The sequence below is a fragment of the Raoultella sp. genome, from assembly GCF_039594335.1.
Taxonomy (GTDB): Bacteria; Pseudomonadota; Gammaproteobacteria; order Enterobacterales; family Enterobacteriaceae; genus Klebsiella.
Map to the genome: position 1 here is coordinate 1 of NZ_JBCNNS010000107.1, position 14519 is coordinate 14519.

The following is a 14519-nucleotide window of genomic DNA, read 5'->3' on the forward strand; positions in this document are numbered from 1 at the left end:
GTAAATGGAGATGCTGCGGTAAAGCTCTTTACCGAGATTGCCTTTGAGGATTTTGTCTCTGTACTTCGGTGTCCATACGAGATGATACTGACAGCGATAGAATACGTGAGAAGCGGATTCATATCTGTTCATGCTATTTACTCCTTGATTTGCTGGTAACAAACCGGGGCAGTATTTCGCATGGGCATTCTACGGGCAAAGCCCCACATGAACGATCACCCCCCCATAGGAGGTGGTTTAGGGATGACAATAAAAAACGGCCTCAGAAGAGGCCGTTCATCACAGGGAGAGTTTATGCGTCGCCGGTATGATTTACTGGTCAACAACGTCCGCGAGCATTTTATGATTTATCTCGCGCTGTGGCTGCTGCTGGCGATCGTGGATCTTATCTGGTTATGGTTTTTCTGAGGTCTCAGGGTCCGGGATCCCCAGCTTTGTGTTCAAGCGGCCGCGAGATTTGTTGAAGATCTTATTGCCGTTTTCTCGTCCGGCTCGCAGCTGACGCTGCTCCTCTTCCGGCAGCTTATGCTCTTCCATACAGGCCTCGCTACAGCAGCCGTCAAACTTCTCGGCGCAGCTCGGACACTGGATAAACAGCAGATGGCAGCCGTCATTCAGGCAGTTAGTATGGCTATCACACGGAGCGCCGCACTGGTGGCAGTGGGCAATCACGTCATCGGAAATCCGCTCCCCCATCCGCTCGTCAAACACAAAGTTCTTACCGATAAAGCGTACCGGCAGTCCCTGTTCACGCGCCCGGCGGGCATATTCAATAATCCCGCCCTCAATGTGCCAGACTTTACTGAAACCGTTGTGCTTCATCCAGGCGCTGGCTTTTTCACAACGAATACCGCCGGTGCAGTACATAACGATTTTTTTATCTTTATGTTCCTGCATCATCTCGACCGCTTTCGGCAGTTGATCGCGGAACGTGTCCGCCGGAATTTCCAGCGCCTGCTCAAAATGGCCCACTTCGTATTCGTAGTGGTTGCGCATATCGATAAACACCGCATCGGGATCGTCCAGCATCGCATTCACTTCAGCCGCTTTCAGGTAATCGCCAACGTCTGAGGCATCAAACGTCGGATCATCAATACCATCCGCCACGATACGATCGCGGACTTTCAGACGCAGCACCCAGAAGGATTTTCCGTCGTCGTCAAGTGCGATGTTCATCCGCAGACCATCCAACGCCGGGTCGAAGGCATAGAGAAACTCACGTAGCGCATCGACCTGACTTTCCGGCACGCTGATTTGCGCATTGATGCCTTCGTGGGCCAGATAGATACGACCAAACACGTTTAATTTGGTGAGGGCAATCCACAATGCATCGCGCGTGGCTTTTGGATCCACAATGGTGAAATATTTATAAAACGAGATCGTCGTACGCGGTTCGCTCTCAGCTAACATCTGCGCTTTTAACGTCTCATTTGAAATGCGGTTATGTAACACTGGCATGGTGTACCTGCTCGGCATAGGAAATGAGGTAAATAAACGGCCGGCATCATATAGCAAACGACGTTAATTTACATCCCCACATTTTGCGCTACATTCATTTCACTCCCGCTCGCTTGCATTTAACAATAAATGCCACCATGGACAGCCGTTTTGGCTGAAGCATGAAAAAATGCGATAATAGAATGAGTTGCTTATTTAAACAGGTATGAGATGACCCATTTACCTAAATTTTCCGCGGCGCTGCTGCATCCGCGTTACTGGCTGCTTTGGCTAGGTATTGGCCTGCTGTGGCTGGTTGTTCAGCTTCCCTATCCGCTGATTTACCGACTTGGTAATGCCATTGGACGCCTGGCAATGCGCTTTATGAAGCGCCGCGCCAAAATCGCTTACCGTAATCTGGAACTCTGCTTCCCGGACAAAAGCGAAGAACAGCGCCATCAGATGGTGGTGCAAAACTTCGAATCAGTCGGGATGGGTTTAATGGAGACCGGGATGGCCTGGTTCTGGCCGACCCGGCGTATTGCGCGCTGGACCGACTCCATCGGCGTCGAGCATATTCGGGACGTACAAGCGCAACAGCGCGGCATTCTGCTGATCGGCATCCACTTCCTCACACTGGAAATGGGGGCACGGATGTTTGGCATCAACGAACCCGGCATCGGCGTCTACCGCCCGAATGACAATCCGGTAATTGACTGGCTGCAAACCTGGGGCCGACTGCGTTCGAATAAAGACATGATCGACCGTAAAGACCTGAAAGGGATGATTCGCGCGCTGAAAAAAGGTGAAGTGATCTGGTATGCGCCGGACCACGACTACGGCCCGACCGCCAGCGTATTCGTGCCATTCTTTGCCGTCGACGAAGCGGCAACGACCTCGGGGACCTGGATGCTGGCAAAGATGTCGAAAGCCTGCATTGTTCCGTTCGTACCGCGGCGTAAACCCAACGGGAAAGGTTATGAGCTGATTATTCTGCCACCGGAATGCGATCCGCCGCTTGATGATGCGGAAACGACCGCCGCCTGGATGAACCGCATCGTCGAGAAATGCATCCTGATGGCGCCGGAGCAATATATGTGGCTGCACCGCCGCTTTAAGACCCGCCCACCCGGCGTACCTTCACGCTATTAAGTGTACTCCTCCGGCGGCCCAACGCTGACCGGAGGCACCTTGCGCTTTAGCATTAAGCGCTCTCCGCCATTGCGATGATCGTTACTCAGGCGCATAATTAGCAGGCTCATCTTTTCTGTTTTTTTGTCCTGCATGGCAGGCCAATGGAAGCCTATGTCGTCTGCTGATAGTCCGATTAACTGGAAACGAAATCTCACGGTCACCTGGCTCGGCTGTTTTTTGACCGGCGCCGCCTTTAGCCTGGTCATGCCCTTTCTCCCACTCTACGTCGAGCAGCTTGGCGTAACGGGGCACAGCGCCCTGAATATGTGGTCTGGGCTGGTCTTCAGCATTACCTTCTTGTTCTCTGCCGTTGCCTCTCCCTTCTGGGGCGGCCTCGCCGATCGTAAAGGGCGCAAAATTATGCTGCTGCGTTCCGCGCTGGGGATGGCCATCGTCATGATGTTGATGGGGCTGGCGCAAAATATCTGGCAGTTTCTGGTGCTACGGGCTTTGCTGGGGCTGTTGGGGGGATTTATTCCGAATGCGAATGCCCTGATCGCCACCCAGATTCCCCGACAGAAGAGCGGCTGGGCGCTGGGTACGCTCTCCACCGGAGCCGTGAGCGGTGCACTGCTTGGCCCGCTGGCGGGCGGCTTTCTTGCCGACCATTGGGGGCTGCGAACCGTTTTCTTTCTCACCGCCAGTGTCCTGCTGGTCTGTTTTATCCTAACGTTGTTTTTCATCCGCGAGCAGTTCGTCCCGGTCGCGAAGAAAGAGATGCTGAATGCCCGGGATGTCTTTTCGTCCTTGAAAAGTCCAAAACTGGTCTTGAGTCTGTTTGTCACCACGATGATTATTCAGGTCGCCACCGGCTCAATTGCCCCAATTCTGACGCTCTACGTGCGAGATCTGGCGGGAGACGTCGGGAATATCGCTTTTATCAGCGGAATGATTGCCTCAGTCCCGGGCGTTGCGGCGCTGATCAGCGCCCCGCGCCTCGGTAAGCTTGGGGATCGTATCGGGCCGGAAAAAATCCTTATCGTCGCGCTGATGGTCTCCGTGTTACTGCTGATACCGATGTCGTTCGTCCAGACCCCGTTGCAGCTGGCCATTTTGCGTTTTCTGCTGGGAAGCCGCCGACGGTGCGCTACTGCCGGCTGTGCAGACGCTGCTGGTGTACAATTCAACCAGCCAGGTTGCCGGGCGCATTTTTAGCTATAACCAGTCATTTCGCGATATCGGCAACGTCACCGGCCCATTGATCGGCGCATCGGTGTCTGCCAGCTATGGCTTCCGGGCGGTGTTCTGTGTCACCGCCTCCGTCGTCCTGTTCAACGCGATCTATTCCGCTCTCAGCTTGCGGCGCCCTTCCGCTGATGAATCCACGCAGCATGCGGACTCAAGTGGCCGTTCGGTAAATTAAGTTCAACAGCGTCACCTTCCCCTTGACGCAACGCTCAGCGCCTTCTATAGATTGAATCGTGTCCATTTTTCATTCTTCTTAGGGGGTTATTCATGCCAAAGGATTCGATTTTTTATGCCACGCTCGAAGAAGCTATCGATGCGGCCCGCGAAGAGTTCCTGGTCAATAATCCGGATAGCGACGAGGAGAGTGCCAACATTGAGCAGTTGAATATCCAAAAATACGTTCTGCAGGATGGCGATATCGCCTGGCAGGCCGAATTTTTTGCTGACGAAGATGAAGAAGGCGAATGCCTGCCGATTTTAAGCGGCGAAGCGGCACAGAGCGTTTTTGACGGTGACTATGACGAGATAGAGTTGCGTCAGGAGTGGCTGGAAGAGAATACGCTGCATGAATGGGATGAAGGCGAATTTCAACTGGAACCTTCTCTGGATACCGAAGAGGGTCAGACAGCCGCCGATGAGTGGGATGAACGCTGATTAGTTGTACGGACCGTGGCTGGCATCAAGCGGCAATAGCAACGTATCGAACACCAGCGAAAAAGGCAGATCGAGAATGGTGATGTATCGCCATGATGAATCGCGCACGTCCCACTGTACGCCAGGGTAATACTGATTTCCATGCCCCTGTCCAGGCACCGTGCGGCTAATAATGCTGCCGCAGCCGCTGAGCAGCAGCACCATGGCGATAACCAGTAAAATTCTCATCTGCAACCTCAATTCTCAGATAAAAAAATACCGGCAATATTGCCGGTATTTTCCTTCACATACGGCTTATTTTGTTTTCAACGCCAGCGGGTTGAGCGTTACCTGCTGATAGGCGCTCACCCACGAAGAGTATTTCTCCGGCGCGGCCCACACGCGATAGTGCAAACGTGACAAGGTGACCGGGTCGCTCAACAGCACCAGACGACGGTCGCGATTGAGTTTGTCGGGCGTCTCGTTCAGCGCCTGTTCAACGTGACGTTCGCGGGCGATATCCAGAATGTGACCATGGCGGTGGCGTGCCGTTGCCATTGCTGTCGCCAGTGCGTTGAAGGACGGGTTAAACATGGCGTGCATAAAGCCATCGTCCAGGGAACGCTGACGATTCAGGGTCAGATACGCATCGGTATCTTTCAGCACCTGCGGCGGGGAATACTCTTCCGGGATCAGGAACAGCTTCCAGCGTTTGGTACGCAGACCCACGGTGGCCCGACTGGAAATCACCGACACGAACGGCGACAGGATCAGCGAGAAGACTATCGGCGCCAGCCAGAACAGGAAACGCAGATCCAGCCATGCCATACCGACCGCCCACACCAGGCCCAGCAGCAGCTGCGAACCATGACGCATAAAGGCTTCACCCCACGGAGTGGAGTCATCATCACGCTGCGGAGAGTTCCATACCACTTCCCAACCGAGGAACGCGCTGACCACAAACACGGTGTGGAACAACATACGCACCGGCGCCAGCAGTACCGAGAAGAGCACTTCCAGTAGCAAAGAGAGCGTGACGCGAATAAAGCCGCCGTACTCTTTCGAACCTTTGCACCACACCAGAATAATGCTCAGCAATTTCGGCAGGAACAGCAGCACCATCGTCGAGGCGAACAGCGCAATCGCCAGCTCAGGACGCCACTGCGGCCATACCGGGAACAGCTGCCGCGGCTGCAGGAAGTACTGCGGCTCAGTCAGCGCATGTACGACCTGTAGCGCGGTCGACAGGGCGAGGAACATAAACCACAGCGGCGCCGACAGGTAGGACATGACGCCGGTCAGGAACACCGCACGGTGCACCGGGTGCATGCCTTTAACCAGGAACAGACGGAAGTTCATCAGGTTACCGTGACACCAGCGACGGTCACGCTTCAGTTCGTCCAGCAGGTTCGGTGGCAGTTCTTCATAAGAACCCGGCAGATCGTAGGCAATCCACACTCCCCAACCGGCACGGCGCATCAGCGCCGCTTCCACGAAGTCGTGCGACAGAATCGATCCGGCAAACGAACCTTCTCCCGGCAGTGGCGCCAGCGCACAGTGCTCGATAAATGGCTTGACGCGGATAATGGCGTTGTGGCCCCAGTAGTGCGATTCGCCAAGCTGCCAGAAGTGCAAACCGGCGGTAAACAGCGGACCGTAAACGCGGGTCGCAAACTGCTGACAGCGGGCATACAGGGTGTCCATACCCGAGGCGCGCGGCGACGACTGGATGATCCCGGCATTCGGGTTCGCTTCCATCAGACGCACCAGCCCGGTCAGACATTCACCGGTCATCACCGAGTCAGCATCCAGCACCACCATGTAGCTATACTGGCTGCCCCAGCGACGGCAGAAATCATCGATGTTACCGCTTTTACGCTTCACACGACGGCGACGGCGTCGGTAGAAAATCTGTCCCTCGCCCTGCACTTCCGCAATCAACTCCATCCACGCTTTCTGCTCGGCGACGCAAATATCCGGATTGTAGCTGTCACTGAGAATATACACGTCGAAGTGCTGCTGTTGCCCTGTCGCCTTCACCGACTCCCAGGTGGCACGCAGGCCAGCGAATACGCGATCGACGTCTTCGTTGCAGATAGGCATGATCAGCGCCGTACGGTGTTCCGGGTTCAGCGGCTCGTCGCCGACGGTCGAGGCGGAAATACTGTACTTATCGCGCCCCATCAGCAGTTGCAGGAATCCCATCAGCGCGGTCCAGAAACCGGCGGAAACCCAACAGAACAGAACCGCGAACAGGATCAGGATCCCGGTTTGCAGCATGTATGGCAGCAGCTGCATGAAGGAAATCCACAGATTCTGCCCGACCATGTCAGCCGGGTTGATGAGCGCCCATCCCTGATATGGCAGGATGGTTTTCATGTACCAGGTTGCGACAACGGTCTGCGCCAGCGTCAGCAGCAGCAGAATGTAACGACGGACGGTCCCGACTGTACGCCACTTCTGTTCGCTCTCCTGCTCTTCCTTGGTCAGGCGAGAAAGATAGCGTGGGGTTACGTCACGTCCGCGTAACCGATCCCAGAAACGCCCAACCGGGTTGGTGCGCCATGGGTCCGGAAACATTGAGGAACGTTTTGCTTTCGGCATTGCATTCAGTTGAGTACGCCCTTCATCATCTTTTATCAGCTGGTTACCGGCCAGGGAGTCTGGCCAGCTATGTTCCAGTCGCGATTTCACGGAACCCAGCGGAGAATCGTCTTCACGAACAAAAGTATGATGTTCAGCGTCCAGCGCTTCATGAACGGCCTGCAGGCTTGTATCAGGCAGCGCGGCTTTTTCAGCCTCAGACAGCGGCAACGCGTCAATGTACTTCGTTATCTTATTCATTGGCAGGCAGCTGATAGCTCCAGGTTTCACTCAGCGTCTGGTCAGCATTGACCAGCGCAGCGCGCATTTCCGTGGTTTTCTTCGGATCTTTCACCTTCACACGCAGAACCATACGCCAGCCCTTAGTGACCGGGTTATAACGCACGGTATTCTCGACAATTTCTGCATTATCGCCGATGCTCGCCTGCGCTGTGACCGGCGTATCTGACGGCATTTTTCTCATTTCTTCACCGATGAAATCAACGATAAAGGCAATGGTGCCATCCGGCTGACGAATCAGGTTCGACTGCTTCACATCACCCGTAGAACGGCGGGTCTGCATCACATAGGCGTTATCCGGTGCGTGCAGTTTGTCTTCATCGCGGCTGAAGGTAATCGTGTATTTGAAGTTCATCTCTTTACCCGGTTCCGGCAGTTGATCCGGCGTCCAGTAAGTCACGATGTTGTCGTTGGTTTCGTCATTGGTCGGGATTTCAACCAGTTCGATTTTGCCTTTACCCCAGTCCCCCTTCGGAGTGATCCAGGCGCTCGGGCGCAGATCGTAACGATCGTCGAGGTCCTCAAAGCGCGAGAACTGACGGCCACGCTGCAGCAGGCCAAAGCCCTGCGGGTTTTCCATCGCGTAGCTGCTGACGGCCAGATGCTTCGGATTATTGAGTGGGCGCCAGATCCACTCGCCGTTACCGGCAAGAATCGACAAGCCGTTAGAATCGTGCAACGCCGGACGGTAGTTGATCGCCGGAGAGGGTTGATTCGGCCCGAATAAGAACATGCTGGTCAGCGGCGCAACGCCCAGTTTGCCGACTTTGTCACGCAGGTACACTTTAGACTGCACATCAACGACGGTATCGCGGCCCGGCATAATCACAAAACGGTAGGCGCCGGTCGCACGGGGGGAGTCAAGCAGTGCATAAATAGTCAAACGCTTGTCCGTGGCTTTTGGATGCTCAATCCAGAACTCGCGAAAACGCGGGAATTCTTCGCCGGAAGGCAGTGCGGTATCAATAGCAAGGCCGCGCGCGGAAAGCCCGTACACCTGGCCCTGGCCCAGAACACGGAAGTAGCTGGCGCCGAGCATACTGACGATTTCGTCGTTCTTATCTTTGCTGTTGATCGGGTACAGTACTTTGAATCCGGCGAAGCCCAGGTCTTTCACCGTATCTTTATCATGCTGGACGCTGCCAAAATTAAAGTAATCCGGATTATATTTAATCTTACGCACACTGTTTGCCGTCACTTCGTTAATGGCAACCGGCGTGTCGAAGTACATACCCTGATGATAAAATTCAAGTTTGAATGGGGTTTTCTGATTGTTCCAGTAAGCCTTATCGTGATTAAACTGGATTTGCTGGTAGTCCGCGTATTTCATGTCGCGGAAAGCGGAGGGCAGGTTGCTCTTCGGCGCTTCATAGCCTTTCCCGGCTAACGCTTTGGCCTCTTTTGCAACGTCATCAATGCTAAACGCCCATGCAGATGAAGTACACAGGGACAACATTACGGCAGCGCTTAACCAGCGCATTTTCATCATCTGTGGTTTAAGTTTCATATAAGTAAGCACTTCCCCCTTTGTGTGCTTAAATCGATCCGATCTATTTTAATGGTAATTCAGGCAATCCGACAACATAATCCCTGCTTTGTTTACCTTAGCGGCGCAGTTAACTACCACATTGGTACTTTACGTATTTATCCTGGAGACAGGTATCCAGAGTTGAGGTAGGGTTACTGAGAATTTAAACCTTATCACGTTGAGTGATAAGACGAATTGTCCGAGAATGTAGTGATATTGTATGAATAATACGCCGGTACAACGTGAATATTTCTTTGATAGCATCCGCGCCTGGTTGATGTTACTGGGGATCCCTTTTCATATATCACTGATCTATTCCAGCCACAGCTGGCATGTGAATAGTATCGAGCCCTCCTGGTGGCTGACGCTGTTTAACGATTTTATCCATGCTTTTCGCATGCAGGTCTTCTTTGTCATTTCTGGCTACTTTTCCTACATGCTTTTTTTGCGTTATCCGCTGAAGAAGTGGTGGAAAGTGCGCGTTGAGCGTGTCGGCATTCCTATGCTGACCGCCATTCCCCTGCTGACGCTGCCGCAGTTCATCATGCTGCAGTACGTTAACGGCAAGGCCGAAAACTGGCATGCTCTCTCGGGTTACGACAAATTCAATACTCTGGCGTGGGAACTGGTTTCTCACCTGTGGTTTTTACTGGTGCTGGTAATCCTGACGTCTCTGGGCGTCGTGCTGTTTCGGTGGCTGACCGGTCGCCACTCAGGCAAAAAGTCAACCTTTGGTGACACCGTCACATTAGGCCAGCTGTCGATGATTTTCCTGGCGCTCGGCGTGCTTTACGCGGTGATCCGCCGCTCGCTGTTTGTCCTTTATGCCCCCGTACTCAGCAATGGCCTGTTTAATTTCATCGTAATGCAGACTCTGTTTTACCTGCCTTTCTTCATTCTTGGCGCCCAGGTATTTATCAACCCGCGCTTAAAAACGATGTTCACCACCCCGTCGCCATGGTGCTTCGTCGGCGCGCTGCTAGGCTTTATCGCCTATCGCCTGAATCAGCAATATGGCTCCGGTGACGGTTGGATGTATGAAACTGAGTCGGTTATTACCATGGTACTGGGTCTGTGGATGGTAAACGTGATCTTTTCTCTTGGTCACCGTCTGCTGAACTTCCAGTCGGCGCGGGTGACCTATTTTGTTAATGCTTCACTGTTCATTTATCTGGTGCACCATCCGCTCACGCTGCTCTACGGCGCATGGCTGTCACCGGCGATCAAATCCAATACGCTGGGGTTTGTTGCTGGCTTAGTCTTCGTGGTCGGTATTGCGCTGGTACTATATGAAATTCATCTGCGTATTCCCCTGTTACGTTTTCTCTTTTCGGGGAAATTCCAGCCAAAAGGGGCTAAGGCTCAAGTGTCTGCTGGCTGATCGCTTGCCGCCCGCTCGCCTGCTGATGTCAGGCGACGGTTGGCCGGAGCGCCTCCCTTTTACGCACTGCGCTGCCGCTCAAGCAGGCGACGATAAATCTCTGCAGTGTCTTCATCGAAACAGACGAAGCAGACGCGCTCCAAAGGATTGTAACGCGTCAGAAAGGCGCTAACCGTCTGCACGGCAATTTCCGCCGCCGCCTGCTTAGGGTATCCATATACGCCGGTACTGATAGCCGGGAAGGCAATCGAACGATAGCTGTTCGCCGACGCCAGTTGCAGACTGTTTCGATACGCGTCAGCAAGCAATTCAGCCTCCTGATGCTCACCGCCGTGCCAGACAGGCCCGACGGCATGGATAACCGCACTGGCCGGCAACTGACCTGCTGTAGTAATCACCGCATGTCCCGGAGGACATTCACCTTGTTGTTGCCGCACGACCTGACACGCGGCAAGGAGTTCCGGCCCGGCAGCACGATGAATTGCGCCATCTACGCCCCCGCCGCCAAGCAGCGAAGGATTGGCGGCATTGACGATAACATCGACGTCAAGCGTAGTGATGTCGCCGAGAATAACCTCAGGTTTAACAGTCATTTCGCCTCCTGTCGGCAAACGTCTTTACATAAAGCACAGTGGGTAATATGGCACGATAGCTCGCCCGACGAAAGTCCGGGAAGCGTCTGGCTGGCGATAACCCGTCCAGAGGGTAGCAAGGCTATGTTGCGGGTTAACCGCCCTTCACGTTGCGGTTTCGTGGCGAGGCCTCCCGCAAAAGTCGGGCCGATGGGTCGAAAGTCCCAACATCCAGACCAGTACAGGCAGCAACAATCGTCACCTCTTCAGGAGGTGATTTAGGGGTGACAAAGAAAACAGGACCTGAGGTCCTGTTTATTGATAACTGAAAACCACGTCCTGTGGGCGTGGTCAGCAACAGGTTTTGGCTCTGCCTTATTGTCATTGGATTTAAATCTTACAGAACTGGCAGAGGCTTTTTTTTAAGGATTTTGGTAGCCCCTGTGGGGCGAAATCAATGCCGCCTTCTATGAAGGCGGATTTTTACTATGCGGGTGAAATCAGCTTATGCCCGGTCGGGCGTTTCGTTCACTAATGCGGATTTGTTTTTCCGCGCACGCGCGGCCAGCCATAGCCCGCTATTTTTCATCGCGTAACCAAACACCAGCCCCAGCGCCAGTGAAGGTACCACCAGCCGCCAGTTTCCGTCACCAGCGAAGGTGGCGCAAGCGCCAATAAACGTGCCGGGGACAAAGGAGAGCAGCAGTTGACGAGCCTGAATACACATCAGGAAGGCCACGCCCCCGGTCATCATATAGCCCAGGATTTCAAGATGCGGCGCCAGCGCGCTGCCATAAATAATGGCCATCGCCCACACCACACCACTCATTACCGTACAGGTTGCGATCAGCAGTCCTTTGATCCCGCCCTGCGGGCAAGCGAAATAGGCCGTGCAGCCCAGGAAGCCCGCCCAGCTCAGCAGGCCAAGCGCGACCGCGACCCACCCCCAGATTCCGGAGAGAATGCCTGTCGTTATTGCGATTGCGAGGAGTATGTTCATGACGCGTATCATAGCAGATACGCGCCTACCAAATGAGATCTGAAGCACGTTATCTGCAAGTTATTACTTTTAATTGCAGTTAAAACGTGATTAAAATCACATTTAATCTTCCGGTTCTTCCTGCAGTTCATCCCACATGGCGGAGATCGCTTCACGCGTCAGGGGCGCCATCGTCCGCCAGAAAGGTGTACCGGCATGAGCCTCCACTTTGCCGAGGAAAGCCCCGCACCACGGCAGAATGTAGTCAGCAAACAACGTTTCCAACGTTTCACTTTCATCTTCCGTAGCGTGATCCTCAAGCCAGGAGGCGGCCAGCAGCAGTGAACCAATGTGGTCGGCCTGACCTTCTCCTGTTGGGATCCCATGCTCGCTGAGGAAACCACGAACTTCCGCTTCGCTTGCCCCCTCAACCCACGCGCTACGATACGGAGGCACGCTGCACTCTTCACCGACAAACAGCGCATTGTAATCAGCGGCCAGAGGTTGAGCGTCGCAGCTTTTTTGCAGACGTTCCAGTAACTCATCCTGCTCCAGCGGCCAACTCGCCGCCAGCTTCCCTTCGCGAATCAGGGTAAACAGCGGCACCAGCAGCGGATCCTGCGGCTGACGATAGTACAAAGAGCCCAGCACGCGGCAGAGGATTGAAAACTCGTTCATTCAATTTTTCCAGTTATTCATATTAAAGATCGGCAAATTCAGGGATCGCCGGCATCCCGCGAGACTCGAGGAAATTCAACAGCCGACGCGGGGACACGTTAAGGATCCGTTCTTCGGGGAAGTTCACATCATCAAGGATCTTACGGCACTCTTTGAACTCGCCGAGCGTAAATGCGGTATGCGAATCCGATCCCAGCGCGACCCAACCTCCGGCATCGCGTACGGCGGCAGCAATCGCCCGGCAGTTATCTTCACTGCCCACACGCGACGAAACGAAGGAGGAGTTGTTAATTTCCAACGCCACCTGGTATTTTGCCGCCGCTGCGGCTATCGCCGGGATATCGACGGGATATTTTGGATTACCCGGATGGCTAATTATATGTACCGCGCCGCTCGCCATAGTGGCGATCATTGCTTCAGTATGGGTGGCTTTATCCTGCGGCGGGAAAACCGGCTCATGGAAGCCCGCAATGAACAGGTCCAGTGAGGACAGCATCGGCCCGGTGCAATCAATTTCACCCAGGGTATTTTTTATGTTGGCTTCAATACCGCGTAAAATGCCGACGCCGTCTACCCGCCGCGGCCAGATGCGCATATTGACAAAATGCCAGTAGTGCGGAGCATCAGCCATATCCGGACCATGATCGGTTATGGCGAAAAGTTTGATCCCCTTGCGCTTTGCTTCAGCAATATAATCGTGCAGGGTACTGTAGGCGTGGGTACTGGCGACGGTATGCATGTGCAGGTCAACAGGATACATCACAATCTCCTTCTCTGTTTGTGGCAAGAATAGCAGGAATCAGGACGCATGATCAGCAAAACCCCGCCGCGGCGGGGTTTTCTCTTAGTATCCGCGCTGGCGGTCAACCTGCCCGTTCACCGCTTCCCCGCGCTCCAGTCGACCAATGGTGCTGGCAATGTAGGTGATCGCTTCCTGCGGACGCGTGACTGCGGCGACATGCGGCGTCATGGCCACCCGAGGATGAGCCCACAGCGGGCTTTCCGCCGGTAATGGCTCGCGGCTAAAGACATCCAGCATCGCGCCTTTAAGCTTACCGCTGTTCAGTGCCGCCAGCAGATCCGCTTCGACCACGTGAACGCCGCGTGCCAGATTGAGAACATAGCTGTTATCCGGAAGCTGCGCCAACAGTCGCTGGTTAATAATGCCGAAGGTTTCTGCCGTATCAGGAAGCAGGTTAATCAGCACCCGCGTAGCGCCGAGGAATTCGCCCAGCTCCTCCTGGCCGGCAAAGCTTTGCACCTGAGGCCAGGCTTTGCGACTACGGCTCCAGCTGCGCAGTGGAAATCCCCATGCCTGCAGCGCTTCCGCCACTTTCGAACCGAGCACGCCCGCCCCCATTATCCCGATGGTGAACTCGTCACGGCGATACTCCTCCAGCGGCTGCCAGCGGGCCTGCTGTTTTAATGTCTGGTAATCGTCGAAACGACGGAACCAGTGCAGCACCTGACTCACCGCATACTCTTGCATCTGCTGCCCCATCCCGGTGTCTTCGAGGCGAAAGAGTGGAATCGACATTGGTAGCATTTCCGGGTGTTCGCGGAGTTTACTGAGAATAGAATCGACGCCAGCGCCGAGAGCAAAAACGGCTTTTAAGTTCCGTCCCTCAAGCATTTCCACCGGCGGATGCCACACCAGCGCATAATCCGCATGCTGAGTATCGCCAGATTTCCATTCGCGCACGCGCGCCCCCGGTAGCTGTTTTTCCAGCCCGGCAATCCAGTAAGCGGTATCGAATGTCGGGTGATAAAAGATAATATCCATCGTGACTCCTGATCGCGGGCGCCGGTTGCAGGTTGGCCCTGGCGCCGTATTTTACTTATTGTTTTCTATCGGATTGCCAGCATAGCAAATTTCATTTTTCTATCGAATAAAAAGAAGGTGGCGACAAAAAAATCGTTTATCGCGCATTTAAAAGGCAAGTTGCGCGAAGTTTGTCTAAATGCGCTGTTTTTTTGAAAAAGTTGATTGACGAGAGATACGTATTTCCCTAAATTAGCGCCCGTTCCCGACAACAACGGGAGCGA

At 54.2% G+C, this 14519-nt stretch carries 15 protein-coding genes and 1 pseudogene; 5 read left to right on the forward strand and 11 right to left on the reverse strand.

Annotated elements, in window-relative coordinates; translation table 11 throughout:
• On the reverse strand, positions 1-132 hold a 132-nt coding region (locus ACZAHD_RS16995; protein ID WP_462457830.1), incomplete at its 3' end, for a transposase.
• Between the two features lie 162 nt (positions 133-294).
• On the opposite strand from ACZAHD_RS16995, the gene ACZAHD_RS17000 reads away from it, so the two are divergent.
• A complete protein-coding gene (locus ACZAHD_RS17000; protein WP_462457816.1) occupies positions 295-408 on the forward strand; it encodes a YceO family protein in 114 nt (37 codons plus the stop codon).
• Here the strand turns inward: ACZAHD_RS17000 and trhO are convergent.
• On the reverse strand, positions 394-1458 hold the full coding sequence (trhO, locus tag ACZAHD_RS17005; RefSeq protein WP_462457817.1) for an oxygen-dependent tRNA uridine(34) hydroxylase TrhO: 1065 nt from the start codon (positions 1456-1458) through the stop codon (positions 394-396). The genes ACZAHD_RS17000 and trhO overlap by 15 nt on opposite strands.
• A gap of 210 nt (positions 1459-1668) precedes the next feature.
• On the opposite strand from trhO, the gene ACZAHD_RS17010 reads away from it, so the two are divergent.
• The 3 genes and pseudogenes from ACZAHD_RS17010 to ACZAHD_RS17020 all read left to right on the forward strand — a co-directional run bounded on the left by ACZAHD_RS17010 (position 1669) and on the right by ACZAHD_RS17020 (position 4473).
• Positions 1669-2589 (forward strand): Kdo(2)-lipid IV(A) acyltransferase, encoded by a 921-nt coding sequence (locus ACZAHD_RS17010; protein WP_462457818.1) that lies wholly within the window; start codon positions 1669-1671, stop codon positions 2587-2589.
• A gap of 153 nt (positions 2590-2742) precedes the next feature.
• Positions 2743-3994: pseudogene (gene mdtG, locus ACZAHD_RS17015) on the forward strand (multidrug efflux MFS transporter MdtG).
• 92 nt (positions 3995-4086) lie between these two features.
• A complete protein-coding gene (locus tag ACZAHD_RS17020) occupies positions 4087-4473 on the forward strand; it encodes a MysB family protein (RefSeq protein WP_462457819.1) in 387 nt (128 codons plus the stop codon).
• Here the strand turns inward: ACZAHD_RS17020 and ACZAHD_RS17025 are convergent, their stop codons facing one another.
• The 3 genes from ACZAHD_RS17025 to mdoG all read right to left on the reverse strand — a co-directional run bounded on the left by ACZAHD_RS17025 (position 4474) and on the right by mdoG (position 8842).
• Positions 4474-4701, reverse strand: coding sequence for a YceK/YidQ family lipoprotein (locus ACZAHD_RS17025; protein WP_462457820.1), 228 nt, complete (start codon positions 4699-4701; stop codon positions 4474-4476).
• Between the two features lie 66 nt (positions 4702-4767).
• Positions 4768-7296 carry a glucans biosynthesis glucosyltransferase MdoH gene (gene mdoH / locus ACZAHD_RS17030; RefSeq protein ID WP_462457821.1) on the reverse strand — a complete coding sequence of 843 codons (2529 nt, stop codon included), beginning with the start codon at positions 7294-7296 and terminating at the stop codon, positions 4768-4770.
• Positions 7289-8842: a glucans biosynthesis protein MdoG gene (gene mdoG / locus ACZAHD_RS17035; RefSeq protein ID WP_462457822.1), complete on the reverse strand. Its 1554-nt coding sequence runs from the start codon at positions 8840-8842 to the stop codon at positions 7289-7291. The genes mdoH and mdoG overlap by 8 nt, the downstream gene beginning before the upstream one ends.
• A 241-nt stretch (positions 8843-9083) precedes the next feature.
• Between mdoG and mdoC the strand changes: the two genes are divergently transcribed.
• Positions 9084-10244, forward strand: coding sequence for a glucans biosynthesis protein MdoC (gene mdoC / locus ACZAHD_RS17040; RefSeq protein ID WP_462457823.1), 1161 nt, complete (start codon positions 9084-9086; stop codon positions 10242-10244).
• A 59-nt stretch (positions 10245-10303) separates the two neighbouring features.
• Here the strand turns inward: mdoC and ymdB are convergent, their stop codons facing one another.
• The 6 genes from ymdB to ACZAHD_RS17070 form a co-directional block, all read right to left on the reverse strand.
• Positions 10304-10837: an O-acetyl-ADP-ribose deacetylase gene (gene ymdB / locus ACZAHD_RS17045; RefSeq protein ID WP_462457824.1), complete on the reverse strand. Its 534-nt coding sequence runs from the start codon at positions 10835-10837 to the stop codon at positions 10304-10306.
• 484 nt (positions 10838-11321) lie between these two features.
• Positions 11322-11816, reverse strand: coding sequence for a DUF1097 domain-containing protein (locus ACZAHD_RS17050; protein ID WP_462457825.1), 495 nt, complete (start codon positions 11814-11816; stop codon positions 11322-11324).
• 102 nt (positions 11817-11918) lie between these two features.
• On the reverse strand, positions 11919-12473 hold the full coding sequence (locus ACZAHD_RS17055) for a TorD/DmsD family molecular chaperone (protein ID WP_462457826.1): 555 nt from the start codon (positions 12471-12473) through the stop codon (positions 11919-11921).
• A 22-nt stretch (positions 12474-12495) separates the two neighbouring features.
• A complete protein-coding gene (locus ACZAHD_RS17060; RefSeq protein ID WP_462457827.1) occupies positions 12496-13233 on the reverse strand; it encodes a PHP domain-containing protein in 738 nt (245 codons plus the stop codon).
• Positions 13234-13317: 84 nt separating this feature from the next.
• Complete coding sequence (ghrA, locus tag ACZAHD_RS17065; RefSeq protein ID WP_462457828.1) at positions 13318-14256, reverse strand: glyoxylate/hydroxypyruvate reductase GhrA; 939 nt, start codon at positions 14254-14256, stop codon at positions 13318-13320.
• Between the two features lie 65 nt (positions 14257-14321).
• Positions 14322-14519 (reverse strand): hypothetical protein (locus ACZAHD_RS17070; protein ID WP_462457829.1); only part of this gene is annotated, 198 nt, incomplete at its 5' end.